This window comes from Streptomyces sp. NBC_00273 (assembly GCF_036178145.1).
GTDB lineage: Bacteria > Actinomycetota > Actinomycetes > Streptomycetales > Streptomycetaceae > Streptomyces.
The window spans coordinates 6201956-6228514 of record NZ_CP108067.1 but is presented as its reverse complement, the minus strand read 5'-3'; the positions used below and the strand labels follow the sequence as shown (position 1 = coordinate 6228514).

The window sequence follows — 26559 nt, the reverse complement described above, 5'->3', positions numbered from 1 at the left end:
CCTCCCTCTCCCCACCCCCGAAGACCCGACGGCGTGACCGCGAAGCACAATGGCCCTCTTCGCGGTCACGCCTTCGCGTGTCCGCTCCCGTGGCCGGAGCGCGCGGCCCGCATGCCTCTGGGAGCCCCCATGCCGTTCCGGATCCGCCCCGGCCGCACGGCCGCCCTGCTCCTGTCGGCCGTGTTCGTGGCCGGGGGGCTGTCCGGCTGTTCCTTCCTGTCCCCGTTCAAGACCTGCGAGGGGACCGGGGCCCGGATGAAGGAACTGGAGTCGCTTCCCCTGCTCTCCTCGCCGCCGCCCGGCGCGAGCGCCCCCCGCAGCTTCGACGGCGTCTCCTCCGAGTGCGCGGACGACAGCGGCGACGCCTGGCTGTCCGCAGGGCGCACCTACGTGTATCCCGGCACCCGCCAGGAGGTCCTCGACCACTACCGCAAGGCTGCCGAGGCCGACGGCTGGCGGTTCGAGCCCGAACCGGTGCGCGGTCAGGAAACGTGGGGATCGTGCTTCACGAAGGGCGAGGACGGGCAGGCCAAGGTGCTCGCCCTCTCCTTCCCGCCCGCCCGCTTCCTCACCGAGTTCTACGGTCCCGAGGCAGCCGCGGAGTTCGCCACGGGGGCCGGATTCGAGATAACGGTGGGCTCGGAGGCCGACGGGGCCAAGACCTCCTGCTCGCCCTGACCCCCTCCCCCACCGGTCACTGCCAGGGGACGTCCGGCGCCCGGAAGAAGGCGATGCCCTGCGCCTCCAGCCGGGGCGCCTGCGCGGCCAGGCGGCGGCTGTAGGAGGTCCAGTCGAGCGCGACCGCCGGCGACCAGCCCAGCTCGGCCAGGCCCAACACCCGCGGGAAGGCCATCAGTTCCCAGTCGCCGCGCGTCGCGACGGTCTCCGTCCACAGCGGGGCCTCCACCCCCAGCACCGCCGACTCGGGCACCCCGGCCAGGTACGCCCCCGGGTCCCAGGAGTAGGCGCGCCGCACCGGGACGTACCCCGCCCAGGCCAGGCCCGGCTTCGTCGCCGGGTCGTACTTCATGTCCAGGTACAGCCGGTCCGCCGGGGACAGGATCAGCGGGTGTCCCGCCTTCGCCGCCGCCACCACGGCCGCCTTGTCCGCGGCCGCGGTCTTGTCGTGGCCCCAGTACTGGAGCACCGCGCCCCGGGCCGGGCGGGCCGCCGCCAGCTGGTGCCAGGCCACCACCGTCTTGCCGTACCGCCCCACCACCGCCTGCGCCCGGTCCATGAAGGCCGCGTAGTCCGCCGCGGGCGTCGCGTGCGCTTCGTCGCCGCCGATGTGCAGGTAGCGGCCCGGGGTGAGCTCCGCCAGCTCGCCGAGGACCTCGTCGATGAACTCGTACGTCCGCTCCTTGGCCACGCACAGGGAGCTGAAGCCCACCTTGACGCCGGTGTACCGCTCCGGGGCCTTGCCGTCGCAGTTCAGCTCGGCGTAGGAGGCGAGCGCCGCGTTCACGTGCCCCGGCATGTCGATCTCGGGGACCACGTCCACGTACCGCTGCCCCGCGTAGGCCACCAGCTCCCGGTACTCGGCCTTCGTCCAGTGGCCGCCGGGCCCGCCGCCGACCTCGCTCGCGCCCCCGTACTCCGCCAGTCGCGGCCAGGAGTCGATCGCCAGGCGCCACCCCTGGTCGTCGGTCAGGTGCAGGTGCAGGGTGTTGACCTTGTACTGGGCGAGCTGGTCCACGTACCGCTTCACCTGGTCCACCGAGAAGTGGTGGCGCGCGATGTCGACCATGGCCCCCCGGTACGCGAAGCGCGGCCGGTCGGTGACCGTCCCGCCCGGCACCGTCCCGGGACCCGCCACCGGCACCAGCTGGCGCAGCGTCTGCCCCCCGTGGAAGAGCCCGGCCGGGGTCCGCGCGGTGAGGGTGACCCCGGTCGGGCCGGACTCCAGCCGGTACCCCTCCTCGCCCACCCCCTGCGCCCCCTCGTCGATCCTGAGCCGGATCCCGTCCCCCTGCGCCCCGTCGACCACCGGCAGCGGCAGCCCGCTCGGGCCGCGCAACTGCTCGGCGAGGAGCTCGCCCACCCGGCGGACCTCCTCGCCCGGGCCCCGGCCGGTACGGATGACCGTGCCCGCGCCGAAGGAGTACCCGGGGCCTTCGGCGTGCGCGGAAAGGGGCACGGGGAGCAGCCGTTCGAAGGGGGCGAGGGCCACCGGCGGGTCGTCCCCGGGTCTGGCGTCGTCACCGTGGGCGGAGGTGCAGGCCGTGACCAGGGCCGGGGCCGCGGCGAAGGCGAGGAGGGTGCCGAGCGTGCGTCGCAGGACTCTCATGCGCACAGGTATAGGCCACGGGGGCCGTCCCGTCCGGTGGGCGAATCCGGGGCGGGCGGAAATCATCCGAAGGAGGGCACATCGAGCGCCTCACTGGTCCAGACCAGAGAGATCCTGCCCGAAATCGGGCAGGATCTTTGCGTTCGTCGCTGTTAGCCGCCAATATCTACGAGTGCTCGATCGCCGCCCGTCGCATGACGACCTCGTCGACCACCTGGTGCGCAGCACCGCGCTCCAGCGCGGCGAGGCGGCCCGGGTGGTACTGGACGTGCTCGCCTACTTCGACGAGACGACCGAGGAGTTCGTCCGCCGCCGCCACCGGGAACTGCAGTCCGGCGGAGCGGTGAACGCGGAGATCTTCGAGCGGATCGCGGCCGAGCTGCCGCACCGCGCCGTGGCGCCGCCGGAGCTCTCGCTCCGGCAGTTGCGCCGCATCGTCTACGGCTGAGCCGGCCGCCGCCACCCGCGGCTCCGGACGAGTACAGAACCGAACTTCAGGAGGGGCAGAACCGTATGTGTGGAATCGTCGGTTACATCGGCAAGCGTGACGTGGCACCGCTGCTGCTGGAGGGCCTGGCACGGCTGGAGTACCGCGGGTACGACTCCGCGGGCATCGTGGTCAACACCCCGAAGGCACCGGCCCTGAAGGTCGTCAAGGCCAAGGGCCGCGTCCGCGAGCTGGAGTCCCGCGTTCCCAAGCGCTTCGCCGGCACCACCGGCATCGCCCACACCCGCTGGGCCACGCACGGCGCCCCGAGCGACATCAACTCCCACCCGCACCTGGACCCGGAGAACAAGGTCGCCGTCGTCCACAACGGCATCGTCGACAACTGCTCCGAGCTGCGCGCCAAGCTCGAGGCCGAGGGCGTCGTCTTCATCTCGGAGACCGACACCGAGGTCATCGTCCACCTGATCGCCCGCTCCGAGGCCGACTCCCTGGAGGAGAAGGTCCGCGAGGCGCTGAAGGTCATCGACGGCACCTACGGCATCGCCGTCATGCACGCCGACTTCGCCGACCGCATCGTCGTCGCCCGCAACGGCTCCCCCGTGGTCCTCGGCATCGGCGAGAAGGAGATGTTCGTCGCCTCGGACGTCGCCGCGCTGGTCGCGCACACCCGCCAGGTCGTCACCCTCGGCGACGGCGAGATGGCCACCATCAAGGCGGACGACTTCCGCACCTACACGACCTCCGGCACGACGACCAACGCCACCCCGGAGACCGTGGAGTGGGAGGCCGCCTCGTACGACATGGGCGGTCACGACACCTACATGCACAAGGAGATCTCCGAGCAGCCCGACGCGGTCGACCGCGTGCTGCGCGGCCGGATCGACGACCGCTTCAACACCGTGCACCTGGGCGGCCTGAACCTGGACCCGCGCGAGGCGCGCGGCATCCGCCGGGTCAAGATCCTGGGCTGCGGCACCTCGTACCACGCGGGCCTCATCGGCGCCGGCCTCATCGAGGGCATGGCCCGCATCCCCGCGGACGCCGAGCCGGCCTCCGAGTTCCGCTACCGCAACCCGGTAGTGGACCCCGACACCCTCTACATCGCGGTCTCCCAGTCCGGTGAGACGTACGACGTCCTCGCGGCCGTGCAGGAGCTCAAGCGCAAGGGCGCCCGCGTCCTCGGCGTGGTCAACGTGGTCGGTTCCGCGATCGCCCGCGAGGCCGACGGCGGCGTGTACGTGCACGCCGGCCCCGAGGTCTGCGTCGTCTCCACCAAGTGCTTCACCAACACGGTCGTGGCCTTCGCGCTGCTCGCCGTGCACCTCGGCCGCATCCGCGACCTCTCGGTCACCGACGGCAAGCGGATCATCGAGGGCCTGCGCAAGCTGCCCGCGCAGATCCAGGAGATCCTCGAGGGCGAAGAGGACATCAAGAAGCTGGCGGCCGAGTTCGCCGAGGCCAAGTCGATGATGTTCATCGGCCGGGTGCGCGGTTACCCGGTGGCCCTGGAGGCCTCCCTCAAGCTGAAGGAGATCTCCTACATCCACGCCGAGGCCTACCCGGCCTCCGAGCTCAAGCACGGTCCGCTGGCGCTGATCGAGCCCTCGCTGCCGACGGTCGCGATCGTCCCGGACGACGACCTGCTGGAGAAGAACCGCGCGGCGCTGGAGGAGATCAAGGCCCGCAGCGGCCGGATCCTGGCGGTCGCCCACCGCGAGCAGGAGAAGGCGGACCACACCATCGTGGTGCCGAAGAACGAGGACGAGCTGGACCCGATCCTGATGGGCATCCCGCTCCAGCTGCTGGCGTACCACACGGCCCTGGCCATGGGCCGGGACATCGACAAGCCGCGCAACCTGGCGAAGTCGGTCACGGTCGAGTAGTCGCACCCTCACCGCACGCGGACGCCCCCGGGACCATTGGTCCCGGGGGCGTCCGCGTTCAGTCGACGACGGCGGTGGCTTCGACCTCGACCAGGTGCTCGGGGACGTCCAGCGCCGCGACGCCGATGAGGGTGGCCGGCGGAGCCGGGGTGGTCCCCAGCTGCGCGGCGGCGCGGGCGACGCCCCGCATCAGCAGCGGCATCTTGTCGGGGGTCCAGTCGACGACGTACACGGTCAGTTTCGCCACGTCGTCGAACGAGGCTCCGGCCGCGGCCAGCGCGGCGGAGACGTTGAGGTAGCACCGCTCGACCTGAGCGGCGAGGTCGCGCTCGCCGACGGTGGCCCCATCGGCGTCCCAGGCGACCTGTCCGGCGACGAAGACCAGCTTCGACCCGGTGGCGATCGACACCTGTCGGTAGGCGTCGACCGTCGGCAAGCCGGTCGGGTTCACGAGGGTGATGGCCATGTTCCTGCCTCCGGTGCTCTCTTGTGGTTACTCAGGCACCGTAGGAGAGTGTGCTCTGACATGGAAGAACGCACTTTTTGGTGACGGAGGAACCTGATGGTGACCAAGCAGTTCACGGGTTCGCCCGACGAGGCCGATCTAAGGCGCGCCGACTCCTTGGCGCGGGAGATCTTCTCGGACGTCGCCAACAAATGGGCGCTGCTGATCATCGAGACCCTGGGCGACGAGACCCTGCGCTTCGGCGAGGTGCGTGACGCGATCGAGGGCATCAGCCACAAGATGCTCACCCAGAACCTGCGCATGCTGGAACGCAACGGCCTGGTGGAGCGGACGGTGCACCCCGTCGTCCCGCCACGGGTCGAGTACACCCTCACCGAGCCGGGCCGGGTGCTGCGCGTGACGATCGGGGGACTGTGCGACTGGACCCACCGGTTCCTCGGCGACATCGAGGCCTCCCGGCGCCGCTTCGACGCCTGACGGGCCGGCGCCGCCCGCCGGCACGCGCGTACGGCCCCCCGGATCGTCCGGGGGGCCGCAGGTGGGGTGGCCGTCAGCTCGCGGCGACCGCGCCGCCGCTACGGGCCTTGCCGAAGGCCATCGGCCAGTGCGCCAGCGCCGCGGTGGCGCCGTACCAGGCCAGCAGCCCGGAGACGGCGGCGACCCAGCCGCCCGCCTTCGCGAGCGTGCCGTTGTCCACGAACGCGCCTATGGCCAGCAGGAGCAGCGACAGGGTCAGCAGGGCGTAGACGCCCTGGCTGAACAGACCGCTCGCGGCGGCGACCGTGAGGGTCAGCGCGAGCATCGCGAAGAGGACAAGAAACGTTCCGGCGGCTTCGTCGGAGACCGAACCGCCCGCGCCCTTGGCCCACGTGAACCAGAAGATGCCGAGGCCCGCGAACGCGGTGCCGTTGAACCCGTTGCCGCCGCGGTACTCCAGGAGACCGAGGAGGAACAGGGCCGCGCCGCCGACGTACATGGCGAGCGACACGGAGTTGGCAGCGGACACGCCGTCGATGACACCGGTGTGGCCGATACCGAATGCGAGAAGGGTGAGACCCAGGGCGATGTTCCCGAGGGTCGAAGTCGAGGCCGTGCTTCCCGCAGAGACACCATTGTCCACGGCGGGCTCCCTTCGATCTGCAGTTGTTTGCTGCGTCCCAGCAGCACTTATCTACCCTTTACACGGGGGCACAACCGCACAAGCGACTTAACAAACGGTCACGGAACGACAACGGTGGGCGACCGGATCGATCGCCCACCCGAGGGAGGGGAGCACTCAAGGAATGACGACGACCGGTCGCTGTGCGCGCTTGGCCAGTCGGCCGGCGACCGAACCGAAGATGCGGCCCACGATGCCGTGCGTGGATCCGACGACGATGGCGTCGGCCGAATACTCCCGGCCGACTTCCTCCAGCTCGTGGCAGATGTCACCACCGCGCTCGACCAGGATCCACGGCACTTCGGCCAGATAGTCCGCGCAGGCGAGCTCCAGCCCGAGCACCTCGGTGCGGTGGTCCGGCACGTCGACGAAGACGGGGGGCTCGCAGCCGGCCCACACGGTGGTGGGCAGCCGGTTGGCGACATGGACGATGATCAGACCGGATCCGGAGCGGCGGGCCATGCCGATCGCATAGGCGAGTGCGCGCTCACTGGACGTGGATCCGTCGAATCCCACAACGACCCCGTGCCGGAAGGCCGGATCGCAGTGCACACGTGTCTGTTCCACCGCGCGCAGATCGGCGGCCGACTCGGGGTCGACGACGCGTTTGCGCTTGCGGTCCGCGGGTTCGGAGAATTCGTGACCGGCCATGGGTGTCTCGGCGAAGAGGTCCTTGGAGGAAGCAACAGGGGCGAAATCGGCGACGCAGTGTGACGGAGCTCTGTCCGGGAAGCATCTTCCCAAGCCCATACCCACCAGGGTACGGCGACACTCCTGTCCTGCACAGGGCATGCCGCCCTTGGAGAGCGTCCCAGGGAGCATGCCGGAGCGAGCGCGCCTTGGCAATGTCCGCTGTCCCCTACAGCCAGTGACGAGACGCGCCACCGCCACCCGTTGGCACAGTGACCGAGCCCGCCGCCGGGCGTTGGGACATGCGTCCGACCTTCAGGTAAGAGCCCGCAGGGAGCACGCCGTGCCCGGTCATCCGGTTCACCCCGTCCAGCCAGCTCAGCCGACGCAGTCCGCCCGGTCCCGCCAGAACGCCGACCCCGCCCCGCAGTTCACCCCGTCGCCCCGCTCGGCCCTTCACCCGTCCGTGCGTTCCGCCGGACACCCCCACGACGACCCCGCGGGTGACGTCGTGCGCTGGGCCGCCTTCAGCTGCCTGCTCGTCCCCGTGGTCCTCGTCGTCTACGGAACCTCCTTCGGCGGGGCCGCCGTCGCCACCCTCGGCCTGCTCGCCGTCACGGCCGCCTGCCGGGTCCTGCTGCGCCACTCGGAGAAGAACCGGCGGGCCGCGGCCCGGGTGTCCATGGAGAAGTCCCTTCCGCCCGCCCACCGCGGCCGGCACTCGCGCGCCGGCGGCGGGATGCACCGCGGATGCCGGGGTGCCGGCCCGGTCTCCCCGCACGACTGACTCATTCGCACACCCACACACGCATGTTTTCAGCCAACTTCCCGGCAGGGTGCCCTCCTTGCCGGAATGTCCCCCCGTCCCCCTCATCACCAGCGACGACGGGCCTCGGGGGGCGTTCCGGCCCTACAGGTACTGGCCATGGCCGGGCGGCACGCTTCCCGTTCGGGTAGCGGAGTGGAACGCTTACTGATCGAATGCTTTTCGCCAAGTTGAGAAGTCGACATAGCGCTGCGTGCTGAACTTGTCACGCCGACACCACGGGACGCAGTAGATTCGATCATGTATTTACGGCGGGGGATCCACGTGCAAGGCCGAGGGGAAACGTGCAGGTGCGACCAGACCAAGGAGTCGCGACACCCAAGGGGGGCTTAGCGCCATGAGCCAGGATTCCACCGCCGTCGTCACAGCAGACGCCGGCCGGAAGCTCGCGGGGCGTCGCCGCAGGGAGATCGTCGCGGTGCTGCTCTTCAGCGGCGGACCGATCTTCGAGAGCTCCATTCCACTTTCCGTGTTCGGCATTGACCGGCAGGACGCGGGAGTTCCACGCTACCGATTGCTCGTGTGCGCCGGTGAGGACGGTCCGCTCAGGACCACCGGCGGGCTCGAACTGACCGCGCCGTACGGGTTGGAGGCGATCGCCCGGGCAGGAACGGTCGTCGTTCCCGCCTGGCGCTCCATCACTTCACCGCCGCCGCCGGAGGCGCTCGACGCACTGCGTCTGGCGCACGAGGAGGGGGCCCGGATCGTCGGACTGTGCACGGGAGCCTTCGTGCTCGCCGCCGCCGGTCTGCTGGACGGCCGGCCCGCGACGACGCACTGGATGTACGCGCCGACGCTGGCCAAGCGGTACCCGTCCGTCCACGTCGATCCGCGCGAACTCTTCGTCGACGACGGCGACGTGCTCACGTCCGCCGGCACGGCGGCCGGAATCGACCTGTGCCTGCACATCGTGCGCACGGACCACGGCAGCGAGGCGGCCGGGGCCCTGGCCCGCAGGCTCGTCGTACCGCCGCGCCGCACCGGCGGCCAGGAGCGCTATCTCGACCGGTCGCTGCCGGAGGAGATCGGCGCCGACCCGCTGGCCGAGGTCGTCGCCTGGGCACTGGAACACCTCCACGAGCAGTTCGACGTGGAGACGCTGGCCGCCCGCGCCTACATGAGCAGGCGCACCTTCGACCGGCGGTTCCGCTCGCTCACCGGCAGCGCTCCGCTCCAGTGGCTGATCACCCAGCGGGTGCTCCAGGCACAGCGGCTGCTCGAGACCTCCGACTACTCGGTCGACGAGGTCGCCGGACGCTGCGGGTTCCGCTCGCCGGTCGCCCTGCGGGGTCACTTCCGCCGGCAGCTGGGGTCCTCCCCGGCCGCCTACCGCTCCGCCTACCGGGCACGCCGGCCGCAGGCCGACGTGGCGCAGGTGGCCGAGATCAACGCGGGTCCGGTTCCGCACCAGCGCACTCCGCAGCCCCACCGGGCGGCGGCGGCCCTGGCCGCGTCGGGTCCCACGGTGACGGAGCTGTACGCCCCGGGCCGGGTCCTGCGGGAACACGCGTGACCGCGAGCTGAGTACGACGCACGAGGGTCCTCCATCGGTCACCGCCGATGGGGGACCTTCCGCATATGCGGTCCGCGCCGTGGGGGACCGCATAAGGTGGGACACATGAACGATCGCATGGTGTGGATCGACTGCGAGATGACCGGGCTCTCGTTGACGGACGACGCACTTATCGAGGTGGCCGCACTGGTCACCGACTCGGAGCTCAATGTGCTCGGCGAAGGCGTGGACATCGTGATCCGCCCGCCGGACGCCGCGCTGGAGACCATGCCCGACGTGGTGCGCGAGATGCACACCGCCTCCGGCCTGCTCGACGAGCTGGCCGGCGGGACCACCCTCGCGGATGCCGAGGCGCAGGTCCTGGCCTACGTGCGGGAGCACGTGAAGGAGCCCCGCAAGGCGCCGCTCTGCGGAAACTCGGTCGGCACCGACCGCGGCTTCCTGCTGCGCGACATGGCCGCGCTGGAGAGCTACCTGCACTACCGGATCGTGGACGTGTCCTCGGTCAAGGAGCTGGCGCGCCGCTGGTACCCGCGGGCGTACTTCAACAGCCCGCCGAAGAACGGCAACCACCGGGCGCTGGCGGACATCAAGGACTCCATCACCGAGCTGCGCTACTACCGGGAGGCGGTCTTCGTACCGCAGCCCGGGCCCGACTCGGACACGGCCCGCAGCATCGCCGCCAAGCACGTCGTGCCGGGCGCGTAGCTCCGGCCGGGCCCCTCCGGAGGGAGGCGCGGGGAAAGGGGGGAGCGAGCACCCTCCCGGACCCTGTACCCTTTTCTTCGGCCGGTCGGTTTTCCGACCGGACATGGTGGGTGTAGCTCAGTTGGTAGAGCACCTGGTTGTGGTCCAGGTGGCCGCGGGTTCAAGTCCCGTCACTCACCCTGCGGGAAGGCCCCGGTTCGCGGAAGCGGACCGGGGCCTTCTGCATGACCGGGGACCCCTTGGCGGGGCCGTCAGGACGACTCCCGGACCACCAGCCGGTTCGGCAGCACGGCGGCCGCCTCGCCCCCCTCCCCCGCGATCCGGTCCAGCAGCATCCGCGTCATGGTCCGGCCCATCTCCTCGATCGGCTGCCGGACGCTGGTCAGCGGCGGGTCCATGTGCCGGGCCACCACCGAGTCGTCGAAGCCGACCAGCGCCACGTCCCGCGGGATCCGCCGGCCGGCCGCGCGCAGCTCCCGCCGGGCGCCCGCCGCCATCACGTCCGAGGCGGCGAAGACCGCGTCGAGCCCGGGGTGGCGCTCCAGCAGTGCGCGCATGGCCCGCCGGCCGCCCTCCTCGGTGAAGTCACCGACCGCGATCATCCGCTCGTCGACGGGGCGTCCGGCGGCGGCCAGGGCCTTCCGGTAACCGTCGAGGCGGCACTGGGCCCCGTACACGTCCAGCGGGCCGGTGATCGTGGCGATCGCGCGGCGGCCCCGGTCGAGGAGGTGGCTCACGGCCTCGGCCGCGCCCGCCAGGTTGTCGGAGTCCACGCTGGGCAGGGTCTCGGCGGCCGAGCGGCGGCCGCTGATCACCGTCGGGATGCCGAGTTCGGCCAGCAGCTCCGGCAGCGGGTCCCCGGCGTGGACGGAGACGAGCAGCACCCCGTCGACGCGGTGCCCGGACAGGTACTGCGCGAGCCGGCGGCGCTCGCGGTCGCTGCCCGCCAGGGTGAGGACGAGCTGGACCTCGGTGTCGGCGAGCTCGGCGCCGACACCGCGGACCACTTCGGAGAAGTAGGGCTCGGCGAAGAAGCGGGCCTCGGGCTCGGGGATCACGAGGGCTATGGCGTCGGTGCGGTTGGCCGCGAGGGCGCGCGCGGCACGGTTCGGTACGTACCCCAGCTCGGCCACGGCCGCCTCGACGGCGACCCTGGTGTGCTCGCTGACCTTGGAGGATCCGTTGATCACCCGGGAGACCGTGCCGCGCCCGACTCCGGCGCGCGCCGCGACCTCCTCCAGGGTCGGTCGTCCCCCACTGCGCCCGTGCCCGTTCATGACTTCCTCCCGGTTGTGAATCTACCTCTTGACGGCTGTGGGAGCGCTCCCACACTGTGTCACACGACACCTGGCACGTTTCGTCCTTCTGGGAGGAAGCACATGCGCGTCCGAGCCCGAGCCCGAGTCCGAAGAACCCTCGTCACGACCGTCGCCGCGGTCGCAACCGCGGCCCTGCTGCTCGCGGGGTGCGCGCAGGACCCCGACGAGGGCCCCGACCAGGGCTCCCCCTCCACCGGCACCTCCGGCGGCGGCGCACAGACCACCCTCACCGTCGGGGTCTTCGGGGCCTTCGGACTCCAGGAGGCCGGACTCTACGACGCGTACATGGCGCAGAATCCCGGGATCCGCATCGAGCAGACCTCCATCGAGCGGAACGAGAACTACTACCCCCAGCTCCTCACCCACCTGGGCACGGGCAGCGGGCTCGCCGACGTCCAGGCCGTCGAGGTCAACAACATCGCCGAGATCACCGCCACCCAGGCCGACAAGCTGGTGGACCTGGCCAAGGCCCCCGGCGTGGACAAGGCCGCGTACCTGCCCTGGAAGTGGGCCCAGGGCACGGCGCCCGCGGCCAAGGGCGGGGCCACGGTCGGCCTCGGCACGGACATCGGCCCGCAGGGCATCTGCTACCGCAAGGACCTCTTCGAGGCGGCCGGGCTGCCCACCGACCGGACGGCGGTCGGGGCGCTGTGGGCGGGCGACTGGAACAAGTACCTGGAGACGGGCCGCACCTACGAGGCGAAGGCCGGCGAGGGGAAGTCCTTCGTGGACTCGGCGTCGGGCGTGATGGCGGCGGTGACCGGGAGCAGCGCCCAGCGCTTCTACGACGACCAGGGCAAGGTCGTCTACAAGACCAACCCGGCGGTGCGCGGCGCCTTCGACCTGGCGGCCTCCTTCGCCACCGACGGGCTGAGCGCCAAGCTGCAGCAGTTCACCCCGGCCTGGGACCAGGGCTTCTCCAACGGCTCCTTCGCCACGGTCTCCTGCCCGGCCTGGATGCTCGGCTACATCCAGGACAAGGCCGGCCCGGCGGGCAAGGACAAGTGGGACGTGGCGCAGGCGCCGAAGCCCAGCAACTGGGGCGGCTCCTTCCTGGTGGTGCCGAAGGCGGGCAAGCACGCCGAGGAGGCCGCGAAGCTGGCGGCCTGGCTGACGGCTCCGGCGCAGCAGGCGAAGCTCTTCGAGAAGCGCGGCAGTTTCCCGAGCGCGAGCGCCGCGTACAAACTGCCGACGGTGTCGGGCGCGCAGCACGCGTACTTCGGCGGCGCCCCGATCGGCGAGATCTTCGCGAAGGCCGCCGAGGGCGTGCCGGTGGCGGCGGTCGGCCCGAAGGACCTGGTGATCGCGCAGAACCTGGCGGACATCGGGATGCTGCAGGTCGACCAGAAGGGCCGCAGCCCGCAGGAGGGCTGGGAGGCCGCGGTGAAGGCGATCGACAACGCCCTGGACCAGTGAGGCACCGGTGACGGACGAGACGGCACTCCTGTCCCCCTCCGCCGTCGGCCCCGAGCGGCCGGCGGCGGAGGGGGGCGGCCGGAGCCGGCCGGGCCAGGCGTGGCGCTCGCGCCGCTACCGCTGGGACCTGCGCTGGAGCCCGTACGCCTTCGTGGCGCCCTTCTTCCTCTTCTTCGCCGCCTTCGGGCTGTTCCCGCTGCTCTACACGGGCTGGGCGGCACTGCACCAGGTGGAGCTGACCGATCCCGACAGCATGACGTGGGTGGGGCTGCGGAACTTCACCCGGCTGTGGGACGACGAGTTCTTCTGGAACGCGCTGCGCAACACGGTGACCATCGGGCTGCTGTCCACGGTGCCGCAGTTGGCGATCGCGCTGGGGCTGGCCCATCTGCTCAACTACCGGCTGCGGGGCTCCGCCTTCTTCCGGGTCGCGGTGCTCACCCCGTACGCGACCTCGGTCGCGGCGGCCACGCTCGTCTTCGTCCTGCTCTTCGGCCGGGACTACGGGATGGTCAACTGGGCGCTGTCGGCGGTCGGTTTCGAGGCGGTCGACTGGCAGAACGGCACGTTCGCCTCCCAACTCGCCGTCTCCACCATCGTGATCTGGCGGTGGACCGGCTACAACGCGCTGATCTACCTGGCGGCCATGCAGGCCGTACCGGGCGAGCTGTACGAGTCCGCCGCGCTGGACGGGGCCTCGCGCTTCCAGCAGTTCCTGCACGTCACGGTGCCCTCGCTGCGGCCGACGATCTTCTTCACCTGTGTGGTGTCGACGATCGGGGCGACCCAGCTGTTCGGCGAACCGCTGCTGTTCAACGGCGGGGCGGGCGCGACGGGCGGCTCGGACCACCAGTTCCAGACGCTCGGGCTGTACCTGTACGAGCAGGGCTGGGTGAACCTGCACCTCGGGCGGGCCTCGGCGATCGCGTGGGCGATGTTCCTGATCCTGCTGCTGATCGCCGGGGCGGCGCGGCTGCTGCGCGGACGGAAGGACTCCCGATGAGGTCACTGCGCGCGGGCCGGTTCACGTACGTGGTGCTGGCCCTGTTCACGGCCGGCTCGCTCTTCCCGCTCGTGTGGACGGCGATCGCGGCGTCCCGGAGCAACACGCGCCTGGCCCAGACCCCGCCGCCGTTCTGGTTCGGCGGGAACCTGGGGCGCAACCTCCAGCTCGCGTGGACCGACGCCAACATGGGCACCGCCCTGCTGAACACGGTGATCGTGGCGGGCACGGTCGCCGCCGGCACCGTGTTCTTCTCCACGCTCGCCGGCTTCGCCTTCGCCAAGCTCCGCTTCCGCGGGAGCCGGCCGCTGCTGGCGCTGGTGATCGGGACGATGCTGATCCCGCCGCAGCTGAGCGTGGTGCCGCTCTACATGCTGATCGCGAAGCTGTCGTGGACCGACCGGCTGCAGGCGGTGATCCTGCCGACCCTGGTGGGCGCCTTCGGGGTGTTCTTCATGCGCCAGTACCTGGTGCACGCGCTGCCGATGGAGCTGGTGGAGGCGGCCCGCACGGACGGGGCGAGTTCGCTGCGGGTGCTGTGGCACGTGGTGTTCCCCGCCGCCCGGCCCGCGATGGCGGTGCTGGGGATGCTGACCTTCGTCATGGCCTGGAACGACTTCTTCTGGCCGATCGTCGCGCTGACCCAGAACGGCAGCCCGACGGTGCAGGTGGCCCTGACCGGGCTGGGCCGGGGCTACATCCCCGACCAGTCGGTGATCATGGCGGGCGCGCTGCTGGGCACGCTCCCGCTGCTGCTGGTGTTCCTCCTCTTCGGCCGGCAGATCGTCGGCGGCATCATGCAAGGAGCGGTGAAGGGATGACCCAACTCCCGACCAACACGCACACGGACACGCACACGAACGCGGAAGCGAAAGCGGACACGGGCACGGCCGCGCACACGGCTGCGGACACCGGCGGGCGGGAACTGCGCTTCCCCGACGGGTTCCTGTGGGGAACGGCCACGGCGGCCTTCCAGATCGAGGGCGCCCGGGCCCTGCGCGGGCCGTCCATCTGGGACACCTTCTGCCGTACGCCGGGCAAGGTGCACGGCGGCGACACGGGCGACGTGGCCGTCGACCACCACCGGCTGTGGCGGGAGGACGTGCGGCTGATGGCCTCGCTCGGGCTCGGCGCCTACCGGTTCTCCGTGTCCTGGCCGCGGGTCCTCGCCGGCGGGATCGGCTTCTACGACGCGCTCGTCGACGAGCTGCTCTCGTACGGCATCCGGCCTTGCGTGACCCTGTACCACTGGGACCTGCCGCAGGAGTTGGAGAGCGCGGGCGGCTGGCCCGAGCGCGAGACGGCCTACGCCTTCGCCCGGTACGCCGAGCAGGTCACGGCGGCGCTCGCCGACCGGGTGGAGCTCTGGACCACCCTCAACGAGCCCTGGTGCAGCGCCTTCCTCGGCTACGCCTCGGGGGTCCACGCCCCCGGCCGCACCTCCCCCGCCGACTCGCTGCGCGCCGCCCACCACCTCAACCTGGCCCACGGGCTGGCCGCGGCGGCCCTGCCGGCCGGGGCCCGGGCCGGTATCGCGCTCAACCCCAGCGCGGTACGGCCGCTGACCGGTTCGGCGGCCGACCTGGACGCGGCCCGCCGGATCGACGCCCTGGCCAACCGGGTCTTCACCGGCCCGCTGCTGCACGGGGCCTACCCGCAGGACCTGCTCGCGGACACCGCCGCGGTGACCGACTGGTCCTTCGTCCGCCACGGCGACGAGGCGCTGATCCACCAGCCGCTGGACTACCTCGGGGTGAACTACTACACGCCGGCGGTGGTCTCGGCCGCCCCCGTCGGGAACGGCCCGCGCGCCGATGGGCACGGGGCGGCGGTGCACTCCCCCTGGCCCGCGGCGGAGTCGGTCGCCTTCCACCAACCCCCGGGCGAGCGGACCGACATGGGCTGGTCGATCGACCCCACCGGCCTGTACGACCTGCTGATGCGCTTCACCCGCGAGGCGCCCGGGCTGCCGCTGCTGGTCACCGAGAACGGCGCGGCGTACGCCCCGGACCTGCACGACCCGCAGCGCATCGGCTACCTGGAGGCGCACCTCGCCGCCGTCCACCGCGCCCTGGCGGACGGCGCCCCGGTGGAGGGCTACTTCCTCTGGTCGCTGATGGACAACTTCGAGTGGTCCTACGGGTACAGCAAGCGCTTCGGGATCGTGCAGGTCGACTACGAGACCCAGGCCCGCACTCCCCGCTCCAGCGCCCACTGGTACGCCCGCCTGGCCCGGAAGGGGAGCTTCTACGCCTACGGGGACGAGGCCTAGCGGAAGGCCGGGGCCGTGCGGGCCGCCCAGTCCGCGAACGGGCGGGGAGCCCGACCGAGGACCTCCCGCACGGCGGGGCTCGGCTCCCGTTCGGCGGGCAGGGGTTCGCCGAGGATCCCGAGGGTGCCCTCCACGACCGGCTCGGGCATGAAGGTCAGCATCTGGGCGCGGGCCTCCTCCCGGGTCTGCTCGACGAAGCGGACGGGCTCGCCCAGGGCCGCGCCGATCGCCCCGGCCCGTTCCCTCGGGGTGACCGGGGCGGGCCCGGTGAGCTCGTAGGTCCGGCCCGCGTGGCCCGGCTCGCGCAGGACCGCGGCCGCGACCTCGGCGACGTCCGCCGGGTCGACGGTCGGGAGCCCGACGTCACCGAAGGGCGCTGCGACCGTGCGCCGGGTGCGGATGCCCTCGGCCCAGGCGTAGGCGTTGGAGTTGAGGCCGCCGGAGCGCAGGACCGTCCACTCCAGGCCGCTGCTGCGGACGGCGTCCTCGAACCGCGCGGGGTGGGCGTACACCTCGGGGCGGGTTCCGACGCCCTGGGACGAGAGCAGGACGACCCGGCGGATCCCGGCGGCCGCGGCCCGCTCCAGGATGCCGTGCGGGTCCTCGCCGGCGACGAGCAGGAACAGCGCCTCGGCCCCTTCGAGCGCGGGGCCGAGGCCCTGCGGTTCGGCGAGGTCGCCCCGGTGGTGGCGGACGCCTTCGGGCAGCTCCGCCGGCCGCCGGGAGACGGCGGTCACGCGCACGCCGGCGTCGGCGAGGATCCGTACGAGTTCCTGCCCCACGTTCCCGGTCGCACCCGTCACTACGATCATGATGATCCCCCTGTGAGTTAGTCGACTGACTTAGTTGCGACCATAGCCCCTCACCCGATCGCTCGTCTAGAGTGAGTCAGGTGACTGACTCAAAGAAGGCCCGGCGGACGTCCGGCAAGCGGGAACGGCTGGCGGCCGCCGCGGCACAGGTCCTGCACGCGCAGGGCGTCGCCCCGACCACGCTCGCGGACATCGCCCGGGCGGCCGAGGTCCCGGTGGGCAACGTCTACTACTACTTCAAGACCAAGGACGAGCTCGTCGAGGCCGCGATCGACGCGCACGCCCAGACCCTCCGGGGCCTGATCGCCGCCCTCGACGAACTCCCCACCCCCGAGGAGCGGTTGAAGGCCCTGCTGGCCGGCTGGGCCCAACAGCGCGAGCTCACCGCCCAGTACGGCTGCCCCACCGGCACCCTCGCCTCGGAGCTCGACAAGCGCACCGACGGCCTCGACCGCTCGATCGCCGCCGTCATGCAGGTCCTGCTCGACTGGGCCGAGCGGCAGTTCGCGCAGATGGACCGGGCCGACGCCCGCGAACTCGCCGTCGCCCTGATCGCCGCCTACCAGGGCATCTCACTGCTCACCAACACCTTCCGCGACCCGGAGCTGATGGCCACCGAGGTCCGCCGCCTGGAACGCTGGATCGACTCCCTCCGCTGAGGGCCCCGCCGCCGGGAGGTGCCCGAGGGGCTTCCGCCGCCCGCATCGCGCTCGCCGAATCCTGTGGGGGGGGGCGCCTCCGCGGTGCTGGCCGCGGCGGCGTACGGAAGCGGAGGTGAGCCCTCAGGAGTGACTCAGGAGCGGCTCAGAGGCGGCTCAGGGGCGGCTCAGGAGGCCTTCATCGCCGCCAGGCCCCTCGCCAGCTCCTCGGCGTTCATCACGGGAGCGACGTCGACCTCGGCGTGGAACTGCAGGAACAGGTCCTCCATCAGCGGCGGCATCTGCGCGCTGTCCTGCAGGTCGAAGACCATCCAACAGGAGCGCACGCCCTCGTGCAGGCCGAAGTAGGCCGCCTCCGGCTTCACCTTCTCCATCAGGGTCTTGATCGCCTGGGGCAGCGCGCCGGTCTTGATGCCCTCGTTGGTGGCGGCCGTGTCCATGTGCGCCCTGAGCATGACTCTCATGCGTGGCTCCTTCCGTCACGCCCACCCTCGGCCGGGGCCGGGGGCGCAGCAACATGTGCGCCCCCGTCCGGGTCGGGCTCCTGGCTAGGCGCCCTGGACGTGGAAGTTGAAGTCCGCGTGGCCGAGCGCACCCATCAGGCGGAGCCAGATGGGCAGCAGCATCTCGGTGCCCCGGGCCGTCTCGATGCCCCCGAGGTCGAGGACGCTCGCCTCCGGCCACCCGAAGGCGTACAGCAGTTCGCGCACGGACTTCTTGGCGTCCGCGTCCTCGCCCGAGAGGAAGACGTGGTGCTCGCCGGCGACCCGCCCCGGGTCCACCATGATCTGGCAGTTCATCGTGTTCAGCGTCTTGACCACCCGCAGCCGCGGGAAGGTGCGCTGGATCAGCTCGGCCAGGCTGTCGACGTTGACCGGGTCCAGGACCGGCGGGAAGCCCCCCGAGAAGTCCAGCGGGTTCGCGATGTCGATGAGGACCTTGCCGTCGAGGTGGGCGGCGTCCGCCTCCGTCAGCGCGGCGATGCTGGCCTGCCCGCCGGTGGCGTTGACCAGGGTCTCGCCGTCCCGCGCCGCCCGCGCGAACGTGGCCAGCCCGATCGTGGGGTGGGCCTCCTGCCACTGCGCGTACTCGGAGCGGCCGAGGGTGGCTGCCGGTTCCCTGGTGCCGATGACCACCTGGTGGCCCAGGCCGTCGAGCCGGGCGGCCACCGTACGGCCGACGATCCCGGTGCCGAGGACTGCGTAGCGCATTGCGGAGATCCATTCGTCGAACGGAGGCCGGGCCGCCCCGGCCCACCCCGGGCCCGGTCAGCCCAAGATCCGGACATCGTAGAAGAACCGGTACCGGTTCGGGCCGTCCGGCAGGAACCAGTGGAAGCCCTCCTGGAGGAAGACCGCCAGCATGCTCACGGCGATGACCATGCCCAGGAACCACAGCGCGCACATGCCCGCCGTGCGCAGCGGCCCCGGACGGACCGCCAGGACGGCGCGGTCGGCCGTCATGTGGGCGAAGGCCAGGACGACGCCGATGGCGACCACCGAGAGCTGGAAGAGGATCCACGCCCAGTGGTACAGGTGCAGGCCGAGCACCTCGCCGCCCTCCTTGTTCCCCGGCAGGACGTACAGCATGGTCTGCCGCCAGGACGTGAAGGAGCCCCCGATCGCCGCTACCAGGGACATCCCCCAACCCGTCATGTAGACGCGGGCCGGCACGGTGCCGCTGAGCAGCGCCGCGCGGATGACGTACGCCGCGCCCAGGGCGGCCAGCAGCATGAACATCCGCTGGACGACGCACAGCGGGCACGGGATCTCCCCGCGACCGAACTGGTGGTACAGGCCGGCGCAGACCACCGCCGCCCAGCCGAGGACGAAGAAGCAGGCGAACCAGTACTGGACCCGGCCCAGCAGGCCGCTCTCCGGCGGGGCGTCGGGCACGAGGCTGTGCATGGTGGCGGTCACGGTCAGTAGCTCAGCTTCAGGGCGAGGCCGCTGGTGATGTGGTGCGCCGTCAGCAGGGTGACGGCGATCAGCACCGCCCACCACGCGCCGAGCACGACCGTCCGGGACGCGCCCCGGTACAGGGCGATCAGCGTGGCGAGGAGCCCGCCGAAGATCAGGGTGTCCATGCCGCGGACCGTACCGAGACGGCGACATCACGCCTGCGAGGCGCGCCCCCGGTTACGTCGGTTGCCGCGTCGGCCGCGCCCGGCCCGCCCCGCGCCGGGGCCGCCGAGGCTCCGCCCGTCCAGGCCGATCCAGACCCGGACCTCGGTCCCGCCGAGCACCGAGCGGCCCAGCCGCACGTCGCCGCCGGTCGACTCCGCGACCCGGCGCACGATGTCCAGGCCGAGGCCCGTCGACCCGTCGCGGCCGCCGTCGTTGCCGCGCCGCAGGGCCGCGTCCGGGTCCTCGATGCCGGGACCCGCGTCCGAGACCAGCACGATGACGGCGTCGCCCGCGTCGTGGACGTCCACCGCGAAGGGAGTGCCCTCGGGGGTGTGCCGGAAGACGTTGCCGAGCATGGCGTCGAGGGCGGCCGCGAGTTCGGGCCGCGCCACGGGGATCCGTACGGTACGGTCCACGCCCGCGAGCCGCACCTCGCGGCCCTCGTCCTCCGCGAGCGCCGACCAGAAGGCCATCCGGTCGCGGATCACCTCGGAGGCGTCGCAGCCCGCGCCCGCCCCGGCTCCCGGGCCGGTGGCCGGGCGCTGCTCCCGGGCGGTACGGATGATCGTGTCGACCTCGCGCTCCAGCTGCTCCACGGCGGCGCGGGTCTGTTCGGCGGCGGGGCCGTCGCCGAGCGAGGCCGTGTTGAGCCGCAGCACCGTCAGCGGGGTGCGCAGCCGGTGCGAGAGGTCTGCCGCCAGTTCCCGTTCGTTGGCGAGGAGTTCGACGACCTGGTCCGCCATCGCGTTGAACGCGGAGGCGGCCGATCGGAGTTCCTTCGGCCCGTCCTCGGGCACCCGGGCGCCGAGCCGGCCCTCACCGAGCTGGTGCGCCGCGTCCGCGAGCCGTTCGGCGGGCCGGACCAGCCGGGCGCCGAGCCGGTCGGCGACCCCGACCGAGCCGACGATCAGGGCCAGCCCGACGCCCGCGAGCACCAGCCAGGCGGTCGCGACACCATTGCTGACCTCGCTCTCCGGTACGAAGATCTCCACGACGGCGATGTCCCCGGAGCCGAGCGCGGTCGGCTGGAGCAGCGCCGAGCCGCCGCCCGGCACCGATGCCGTCGTGCCCCGGCCCATCCGCCGGGTCTCCGCGACGGCGCGCTCCCCGGCCCGCCCCCGGCCGATGTCCACCGGCGGGCTGTCGCCGATCGCGGGCACGTGGACGGCCATCCGCCGGGCGGCGCCCATCTGAGTGGACTCCACCGCCTTGCGCAGCTGCACGGGGTCGGTGGTGATGGACAGCGTCGGCCCGATGCTGGCGGCCTGCCGTTCGGCGTTGGAGAAGGCCCGGTCGCTGGCCATCTCCTGGACGACGAGGCCCAGCGGTACGGCGAAGGCCACGACCACCATGGCCGTGACCGCGAGGCACACCTTGACGAGCGCCCATCTCATCGCGCGCTCACCGCGGCGGCTCCAGCTTGACCCCGACCCCCCGCAGCGTGTGCAGGTAGCGCGGCCGGGCGGCGGTCTCGCCGAGTTTGCGGCGCAGCCAGGACAGGTGGACATCGATGGTCTGGTCGTCCCCGTACGACTGCTGCCAGACCTCGGCGAGCAGTTCGCGCCGGGCCACGACCACCCCGGGGCGGCCGGCGAGGAAGGCCAGCAGGTCGAACTCCCGGCGGGTGAGGTCCAGTACCGCCCCGTCCAGCTCGGCCTGACGGCGCAGCGGGTCGATGGCGAGCCCGCCGACGCGCAGGACGCGCGAGGGCGGTTCGGCCCCGGCGGCGGCCCGGGCGCGGCGCAGGACGGCGGACATCCGGGCGGAGAGGTGCTCCACGGAGAAAGGTTTGGTCAGGTAATCGTCGGCGCCGTCGTTGAGCAGCCGGACGATCTCCGCCTCGTCGTCGCGCGCGGTGGCGATGATCACGGGTACGTCGGTGATGCCGCGCAGCATCTTGAGCGCCTCGGACCCGTCCAGGTCGGGCAGTCCGAGGTCGAGGATGACCACGTCGAAGCGGTGGTGCGCGACCTCGCGCAGCGCCTCAAGGGCCGTGCCGACGCTCCGCACGGTGTGCGAGGCCTCGGTCAGGTGCCGGATGAGGGCGGAACGTACGAACTGGTCGTCCTCGACCACGAGCACACTTGCCATGGCCCGCACCGTAGTCCATCCGGGCGACTCGGCGGGGTGTCGGGCCACTCTTGTGGCGGGTGGTGCAGTATGTGCCCTGATGCGACGAGGACTTCTTCATGCGATGGCCTGGATGCTGGCGACCGGCGCGGCGGTGACGCTGTCGTGGTGGGGCGTGCACACCGTCATGTCGGGAACGGCCTACGATCCGCCGCTCGCGGTACCCCTGACCAACCGTCCGCTGTCCTCGTCGACGCACGGCGCGCAGGCGTCCCCGTCCCCCTCCCCGACCGGGTCCCCGACCGCGTCCGCGTCGCCCTCCGCGTCGCCCACCCCGGACGCGTCGGCGAGCGCCGGGGCCTCCCCGGAGAACTCCCCGAAGCCGTCGACCGCCCCCGGCCCGAACCAGCGGACGGGCCAGGACGCGGGGAAGGTGCAGGCCTATCCGGTCTCCGGCGGCCGGGTCGTCTTCTCCCTGGGCGCCTCCTCGGCCGAGCTGGTCTCGGCGACGCCGGCGACCGATTGGCGGATGCAGGTGTGGAAGACGGACTTCTGGATCCGGGTCACCTTCACCCGGGACGGCCGTGAGGTGTCGGTGTTCTGCACGTGGCACGACCACCCGCCGCTGGTCGAGATCGTCGACCCCTGAGGCGCCGGACGACCCTTTGGTAGACGGTCCTCTAGCGGAAGACCGAGGGCGGCGGCTGCGGAGAGGCCACCGCCGAGGCGTCCACGACCGGCGTCGCGCCGCCCGCGAAGTCGGCCAGGGCCCGGCCGTGCTCGACCCGGCCCGGGTGCGGGTCGCTCGCGACCCGGCGGGTGAACTCCGCGACGGGCAGCTCACGGTCGGCGGCCACCAGGACGGCGTTGCCGAACCGTTTCCCCCGCCACACCACCGGATCGGCGGCCAGCGCCAGCTCCGTGAAGCGGGACGCGGCCGTCGCGATCTGGCCCCGCAGATGGGTCAGCGGCGGACCGTCCGCCAGATTGGCCACGTACCACCCGGTGGGCGCGAGGACGCGGCGTACGTCGTCCAGGAACTCGGTGCTCGTCAGGTGCGCCGGGGTGCGCGCGCCGCTGAACACATCCGCGATCACCAGGTCGGCCCAGCCGTCCGGGACCTTGGCCAGGCCCGCCCGCGCGTCCACCGCCCGGACCCGGACCCGCGCCTGCGGGTCCAGCGGCAGGTGTTCCCGTACGAAGGCCACCAGGGCGGCGTCGATCTCCACGACCTGCTGGGTGGAGCGGGGACGGGAGGCGGCGGTGTAGCGGGCGAGGGTGAAGGCGCCGCCGCCCAGGTGCACCACGTTCAGGGGCTGCCGGGCGGGCGCGACGAGGTCGATCAGGTGACCGATCCGCCGCTGGTACGCGAAGTCCAAGTACCCGGGATCGTCCAGGTCCACGTGCGACTGCGGGGCCCCGTCGATCAGCAGGGTCCAGGCCCCGGACCGCTCCCGGTCCGGCTCCAGCTCCGCCCGGCCGCCGTCCACCTGCCCGACGACCGCCTCGGCGCTGCCGCGGCCGCGCTGCTTGCCCTTGTTCCTGTCCTTGCCTGCCACCACCCCATTGTGACGGGCGGCGGCGCAGGACCCGGCCCGGACGCTTCAGCGGCAGTTGTCCGCGGCCTCGATCAGCCGGGCCGCCTCGCCGAGCGCCGCCCGCAACACGTCCGGGTCGGTGACCGGCCCGACGGCCTCCGGCGGGAGCAGCCAGCCGGTGACGTCCGCGACGTCCGCAGTGGGCGAGGCGGCGTCGCCGAAGCGCATGCCGCGCCCGTTGGTCTGCGTACACGCGCTGCCCGGCAGGTCCCACGCATCGGCAGTGCCGGGCGGCACGAGGAAGCCGAGGGTGTCGCCGGATCCGTCGTGCAGGACGGGTCCGACCCCGCCGGCCTGGCTGGCGGCGCGACGGATGATGTCCACCGCCTCCAGCCCCTGCCGCGTGGGAACGGTCACCAGGTCCAGGTCCACGTCCGGGGCCGCGCCGGACTCGGACGCGGTATTCGTTCCAGTGCTCTCCATGCCGCCCTCCACCAAGGGAACCCCTCCTCGATCCGGATCCGCATGGGTTCAACGCACGGGAACGTCAACGGGTGCGGCGGCAAGACGCCACAAAGGATGGCAGTTCATGGCGGATCGCGGGTGAGATATCCCTTTTGTAGCCAAACATTGCATGAACACCCCCTCGCTGGCGGTACTTTCGTGCGCGCCGGACCCCCGTCACACCACCGGTGCTGCGTTCCTTGCCAGAGAGGTCACGTCCATGGCGGCGTCCCCCCACTCACCCAACTCCACGTTCCGGCAGCTGCGCGGGCAGCACTCCCCGGCCGAGTTCGCGGCCCTGGTACGCCGGGCGGCGAAGGAGATCGGAGAAACGGTTTCCTGCGACGCGCGCTACATCGGCCGGGTCGAGTCCGGCGAGATCCGCTGCCCCAACTACGCCTACGAGCGGGTCTTCCTCCACATGTTCCCCGGCCGCACCCTGGCCGATCTGGGCTTCTCCCCCCGCGAGAGCGTCCGGGGCCGCTCGGCCCAGCGCGATCCCCTCTCCGCCTCCGTCCCCGTCCCCCGTTCCCCTTCCAGTGCCAAGGAGAGCGACGTGCTGCGTCGCGCGTTCATGGCTGGCGGCTCCGCGACCGTGGCGGCCGCGACGCTCAGCCTCACCCTGCTCGGCGACGCCCGCCGGCTCCCCACCCGCGCCGGCGAGTCCGAGGCCGCCGCCGTCGAGGACGCGGTACGCCAGATCCGCCTCCTGGACGACCGGCACGGCGCCGACTCCCTGTACCGGCGGGCCGCCGAACCCCTGCGCACCGCCTACGCGCTGCTCGACGCGGGAGCCACCCGGCAGTCCACCGAGGACCGGTTGCACTCGGGCGCCGGTGAACTGGCCGTCTCCGTCGGCTGGCTGGCCCACGACTCGGGCCGCTTCGACGACGCCCGCTCGCACTACGCGGAGGCCCTGGCGACGGCCCGGGTCGCGCGGGACGCGGGCCTGGAGGCGCACGCCTTCAGCAACATGGCCTTCCTGGCCCGGGACTGCGGCCGCTCCCGGGAGGCGGTACGGGCCGCCCAGGCGGGCCGCCGCGCCGCCCGCTCCCTCGGTTCCCCGCGGCTGCTGTCCCTGCTCGCGCTGCGGGAGGCGGGCGGCTGGGCGGGGCTGGCCGACCGCAGGGCCTGCGAGGAGGCGCTGACCCGGGCGCACACGGAATTCGCCCGGGGCGCGTCGGACGCCGACCCCGAATGGATGTCCTTCTTCGGGCAGGCGGAGCTGGAGTCCCTGGAGGCGCGCTGCTGGTCGGCGCTGGGCGAGCACGCCCGCGCGGCCCGGCACGCGCGGCGGGCGGCGGACCTCCAGGACCCGCACTTCGCGCGGAACGTGGCCCTCTACACGGCCGAGCTGGCCGGCGACCTGGCCCGCGCGGGCGCCCCGGACGAAGCCGCGTGGGCGGGCGGCCGCGTACTGGACCTGCTGACCGAGGTCCAGTCCACCCGGGTCCGGTCCATGCTCACGCAAACGGCCGAAGCCCTGATCCCCCACCAACGCTCGCCCCGCGTGGCCGCGTTCCTGACGCGGCGGTAGCCCTGCGGGGTGCCCTGCGGGCGGCTCGGCGGTGTGCGGCTCGGTGGCGCGTTCCCTCGAGCCGAGGTGGTTCGCCTCAATCGCCGGCCGGGTCCCCTGCGGGGGGCTCGGTGGTGTGCGGCTCGGTGGCGCGGATCCTTCTGCCGTGGTGGTTCGCCTCAATCGCCGGCGGGGCTTCAAAGGGTGGGGCGGTGCCCCGCACGAGGATCTCCTCGGCTCGCGCCAGACGGCCGCGGTCCTGCCAGACGACCTGGGTTGCGCGCTCGTCCTGCGGGGACCCTCCCACGTGTCCCCACCCCACGGCAGCGCTCCGACACCCCAACCCATCCACCTACAGCTCTCCCCAAGCCCGCACTCTCAGCCCCACCAACGATCGAGACACGGACCCGCCCGTTCAGCCCCACCGACATTCGAGGCACGGGCCCGCCCGTTCAGCCTCGCCGGCGATTGAGGCGCGGGTCCGGGCGGAGCCCGGCACGGATCCCGCCCCGCCGCACACCACCGAGCCACCCCGCCCCGCCGCCCACTGAGGCACGAACCCGCCCTTTCAGCCTCGCCGGCGTTTGAGGCGCGGGTCCGGGCGGAGCCCGGTACGGATCCGGCCCCCGCCGCACACCACCGAGCAGCACCCACCTTCCAGCCCCGCCGGCGATTGAGGCGCGGGGCCGGACCCGCCAGACACGCCGAGCGAGCCCGCAGGGCAGACGGCTAGGCGTCCAGGTGACCCGTGTCGTTCCAGCGTTCCAGCGCCGGCGCGCCATAGGCCCAGCCCAGGACCGACAGCGAGGTCGGCTCCAGCCGGATGCGGGCGCCGAAGGACGCCTCGAAGCCCAGCCAGCGCGCGGCCAGCGTGCGCAGGATGTGCCCGTGCGCGAAGACCAGGACGTCGCGCTCCGCCGCACGGGCCCAGGCGACCACCTCGTCCGCGCGGGCCGCGACGTCCGCCACGGACTCGCCGCCCGGAACGCCGTCGCGCCAGATCAGCCAGCCCGGCCGGACGGCCTGGATCTCGGCCGGGGTCATGCCCTCGTAGTCGCCGTAGTCCCACTCCATCAGCGCGTCCCACGGCTCGGCCCGGGCCCCGAAGCCCGCCAGGTCGCAGCTCTCGCTCGCCCGGACCAGCGGGCTGGTGCGGACCTCCACGCCCGGCAGCCCCCGCCACGGGTCACGCGCCAGCCGCTCGCCGAGCAGCTTCGCGCCCAGCTTGCCCTCCTCCAGCATCGGCACGTCCGTGCGTCCGGTGTGCTTGCCGAGCTGGGACCACGCCGTCTGGCCGTGGCGGGCCAGCAGGATGCGGGGGGCCATGTGAATTCTCCCGGTTCGTTCGAGGTCCGTCCATCATCCATCACCCGCCCCCACCACCGGTTTCCGCACTAGCTCCAC

Annotated in this window: 29 protein-coding genes and 1 tRNA gene; 15 read left to right on the top strand and 15 right to left on the bottom strand. The window is 72.4% G+C overall.

Annotated features, from left to right (window positions below; genetic code table 11):
- Positions 1-129 precede the first annotated feature (129 nt).
- Positions 130-678 (top strand): hypothetical protein, encoded by a 549-nt coding sequence (locus OG386_RS27595; RefSeq protein WP_328790340.1) that lies wholly within the window; start codon positions 130-132, stop codon positions 676-678.
- Positions 679-694: 16 nt separating this feature from the next.
- Here the strand turns inward: OG386_RS27595 and OG386_RS27590 are convergent, their stop codons facing one another.
- Positions 695-2287 (bottom strand): beta-N-acetylhexosaminidase, encoded by a 1593-nt coding sequence (locus OG386_RS27590; protein WP_328790339.1) that lies wholly within the window; start codon positions 2285-2287, stop codon positions 695-697.
- A gap of 172 nt (positions 2288-2459) precedes the next feature.
- On the opposite strand from OG386_RS27590, the gene OG386_RS27585 reads away from it, so the two are divergent.
- Positions 2460-2735, top strand: coding sequence for a hypothetical protein (locus OG386_RS27585; RefSeq protein WP_030008735.1), 276 nt, complete (start codon positions 2460-2462; stop codon positions 2733-2735).
- A gap of 65 nt (positions 2736-2800) precedes the next feature.
- Positions 2801-4618 (top strand): glutamine--fructose-6-phosphate transaminase (isomerizing), encoded by a 1818-nt coding sequence (gene glmS / locus OG386_RS27580; RefSeq protein WP_328790338.1) that lies wholly within the window; start codon positions 2801-2803, stop codon positions 4616-4618.
- A 58-nt stretch (positions 4619-4676) separates the two neighbouring features.
- Here glmS and OG386_RS27575 read toward each other — a convergent pair whose 3' ends face one another.
- The gene (locus tag OG386_RS27575) at positions 4677-5084 is read right to left on the bottom strand and encodes a RidA family protein (protein ID WP_328790337.1); all 408 of its coding nucleotides are present in this window, start codon (positions 5082-5084) and stop codon (positions 4677-4679) included.
- Positions 5085-5180: 96 nt separating this feature from the next.
- Between OG386_RS27575 and OG386_RS27570 the strand changes: the two genes are divergently transcribed.
- Positions 5181-5561, top strand: coding sequence for a winged helix-turn-helix transcriptional regulator (locus tag OG386_RS27570; protein WP_328790335.1), 381 nt, complete (start codon positions 5181-5183; stop codon positions 5559-5561).
- Between the two features lie 73 nt (positions 5562-5634).
- Here OG386_RS27570 and OG386_RS27565 read toward each other — a convergent pair whose 3' ends face one another.
- Both OG386_RS27565 and OG386_RS27560 read right to left on the bottom strand, forming a co-directional pair.
- Entirely contained in the window at positions 5635-6204 is a 570-nt protein-coding gene (locus OG386_RS27565) for an acetate uptake transporter (protein WP_030008733.1), read from the bottom strand.
- A gap of 156 nt (positions 6205-6360) precedes the next feature.
- A complete protein-coding gene (locus tag OG386_RS27560) occupies positions 6361-6894 on the bottom strand; it encodes a universal stress protein (protein WP_266596220.1) in 534 nt (177 codons plus the stop codon).
- A gap of 322 nt (positions 6895-7216) precedes the next feature.
- On the opposite strand from OG386_RS27560, the gene OG386_RS27555 reads away from it, so the two are divergent.
- From OG386_RS27555 to OG386_RS27540, 4 genes are all read left to right on the top strand, one after another.
- The gene (locus OG386_RS27555; RefSeq protein WP_405787321.1) at positions 7217-7660 is read left to right on the top strand and encodes a hypothetical protein; all 444 of its coding nucleotides are present in this window, start codon (positions 7217-7219) and stop codon (positions 7658-7660) included.
- A 376-nt stretch (positions 7661-8036) separates the two neighbouring features.
- A complete protein-coding gene (locus OG386_RS27550) occupies positions 8037-9212 on the top strand; it encodes a helix-turn-helix domain-containing protein (protein WP_150257537.1) in 1176 nt (391 codons plus the stop codon).
- Between the two features lie 105 nt (positions 9213-9317).
- A complete protein-coding gene (gene orn, locus OG386_RS27545; protein ID WP_030008729.1) occupies positions 9318-9920 on the top strand; it encodes an oligoribonuclease in 603 nt (200 codons plus the stop codon).
- Between the two features lie 106 nt (positions 9921-10026).
- Positions 10027-10099: transfer RNA gene (locus OG386_RS27540), tRNA-His, on the top strand.
- A gap of 72 nt (positions 10100-10171) precedes the next feature.
- On the opposite strand, the gene OG386_RS27535 is transcribed toward OG386_RS27540, so the two are convergent.
- Positions 10172-11197: a LacI family DNA-binding transcriptional regulator gene (locus tag OG386_RS27535; protein ID WP_328790333.1), complete on the bottom strand. Its 1026-nt coding sequence runs from the start codon at positions 11195-11197 to the stop codon at positions 10172-10174.
- A gap of 102 nt (positions 11198-11299) precedes the next feature.
- On the opposite strand from OG386_RS27535, the gene OG386_RS27530 reads away from it, so the two are divergent.
- The 4 genes from OG386_RS27530 to OG386_RS27515 are packed head-to-tail and all read left to right on the top strand — an operon-like array spanning position 11300 to position 15930.
- Entirely contained in the window at positions 11300-12655 is a 1356-nt protein-coding gene (locus OG386_RS27530) for an ABC transporter substrate-binding protein (RefSeq protein WP_328790332.1), read from the top strand.
- Between the two features lie 7 nt (positions 12656-12662).
- The gene (locus OG386_RS27525) at positions 12663-13658 is read left to right on the top strand and encodes a carbohydrate ABC transporter permease (RefSeq protein ID WP_328790331.1); all 996 of its coding nucleotides are present in this window, start codon (positions 12663-12665) and stop codon (positions 13656-13658) included.
- A complete protein-coding gene (locus tag OG386_RS27520) occupies positions 13655-14479 on the top strand; it encodes a carbohydrate ABC transporter permease (RefSeq protein ID WP_328790330.1) in 825 nt (274 codons plus the stop codon). The genes OG386_RS27525 and OG386_RS27520 overlap by 4 nt, the downstream gene beginning before the upstream one ends.
- Positions 14476-15930 (top strand): GH1 family beta-glucosidase, encoded by a 1455-nt coding sequence (locus tag OG386_RS27515; protein ID WP_328790329.1) that lies wholly within the window; start codon positions 14476-14478, stop codon positions 15928-15930. Before OG386_RS27520 ends, OG386_RS27515 begins: the two co-directional genes overlap by 4 nt.
- Here the strand turns inward: OG386_RS27515 and OG386_RS27510 are convergent.
- Complete coding sequence (locus OG386_RS27510; protein WP_328790328.1) at positions 15927-16742, bottom strand: SDR family oxidoreductase; 816 nt, start codon at positions 16740-16742, stop codon at positions 15927-15929. The two genes, OG386_RS27515 and OG386_RS27510, sit on opposite strands and share 4 nt — an antisense overlap.
- A gap of 80 nt (positions 16743-16822) precedes the next feature.
- Between OG386_RS27510 and OG386_RS27505 the strand changes: the two genes are divergently transcribed.
- The gene (locus OG386_RS27505) at positions 16823-17401 is read left to right on the top strand and encodes a TetR/AcrR family transcriptional regulator (RefSeq protein WP_328790327.1); all 579 of its coding nucleotides are present in this window, start codon (positions 16823-16825) and stop codon (positions 17399-17401) included.
- A 167-nt stretch (positions 17402-17568) separates the two neighbouring features.
- Here OG386_RS27505 and OG386_RS27500 read toward each other — a convergent pair whose 3' ends face one another.
- From OG386_RS27500 to OG386_RS27475, 6 genes are all read right to left on the bottom strand, one after another.
- Complete coding sequence (locus OG386_RS27500) at positions 17569-17865, bottom strand: hypothetical protein (protein WP_266596174.1); 297 nt, start codon at positions 17863-17865, stop codon at positions 17569-17571.
- An 84-nt stretch (positions 17866-17949) separates the two neighbouring features.
- Positions 17950-18612, bottom strand: coding sequence for an NADPH-dependent F420 reductase (locus OG386_RS27495; protein WP_328790326.1), 663 nt, complete (start codon positions 18610-18612; stop codon positions 17950-17952).
- A gap of 57 nt (positions 18613-18669) precedes the next feature.
- On the bottom strand, positions 18670-19320 hold the full coding sequence (locus tag OG386_RS27490) for a disulfide bond formation protein B (RefSeq protein ID WP_328790325.1): 651 nt from the start codon (positions 19318-19320) through the stop codon (positions 18670-18672).
- Between the two features lie 2 nt (positions 19321-19322).
- Positions 19323-19487, bottom strand: a complete 165-nt coding sequence (locus OG386_RS27485; protein WP_189737231.1) for a DUF5993 family protein — start codon at positions 19485-19487, stop codon at positions 19323-19325.
- Between the two features lie 27 nt (positions 19488-19514).
- Positions 19515-20921: a sensor histidine kinase gene (locus tag OG386_RS27480; protein WP_327385275.1), complete on the bottom strand. Its 1407-nt coding sequence runs from the start codon at positions 20919-20921 to the stop codon at positions 19515-19517.
- 7 nt (positions 20922-20928) lie between these two features.
- On the bottom strand, positions 20929-21618 hold the full coding sequence (locus tag OG386_RS27475; RefSeq protein WP_030010722.1) for a response regulator transcription factor: 690 nt from the start codon (positions 21616-21618) through the stop codon (positions 20929-20931).
- 79 nt (positions 21619-21697) lie between these two features.
- On the opposite strand from OG386_RS27475, the gene OG386_RS27470 reads away from it, so the two are divergent.
- Positions 21698-22246 carry a hypothetical protein gene (locus tag OG386_RS27470; RefSeq protein ID WP_328790324.1) on the top strand — a complete coding sequence of 183 codons (549 nt, stop codon included), beginning with the start codon at positions 21698-21700 and terminating at the stop codon, positions 22244-22246.
- 31 nt (positions 22247-22277) lie between these two features.
- Here OG386_RS27470 and OG386_RS27465 read toward each other — a convergent pair whose 3' ends face one another.
- Together OG386_RS27465 and OG386_RS27460 are read right to left on the bottom strand one after the other, a co-directional pair.
- The gene (locus OG386_RS27465; RefSeq protein ID WP_328790323.1) at positions 22278-23156 is read right to left on the bottom strand and encodes a spermidine synthase; all 879 of its coding nucleotides are present in this window, start codon (positions 23154-23156) and stop codon (positions 22278-22280) included.
- Between the two features lie 45 nt (positions 23157-23201).
- Complete coding sequence (locus tag OG386_RS27460) at positions 23202-23618, bottom strand: hypothetical protein (RefSeq protein ID WP_328790322.1); 417 nt, start codon at positions 23616-23618, stop codon at positions 23202-23204.
- Positions 23619-23859: 241 nt separating this feature from the next.
- Here OG386_RS27460 and OG386_RS27455 point away from each other — a divergent pair, with 241 nt between their 5' ends.
- Positions 23860-25176: a tetratricopeptide repeat protein gene (locus tag OG386_RS27455; RefSeq protein WP_328790321.1), complete on the top strand. Its 1317-nt coding sequence runs from the start codon at positions 23860-23862 to the stop codon at positions 25174-25176.
- A gap of 708 nt (positions 25177-25884) precedes the next feature.
- Here the strand turns inward: OG386_RS27455 and OG386_RS27450 are convergent.
- On the bottom strand, positions 25885-26481 hold the full coding sequence (locus tag OG386_RS27450; RefSeq protein WP_328790320.1) for a histidine phosphatase family protein: 597 nt from the start codon (positions 26479-26481) through the stop codon (positions 25885-25887).
- Positions 26482-26559 lie beyond the last annotated feature (78 nt).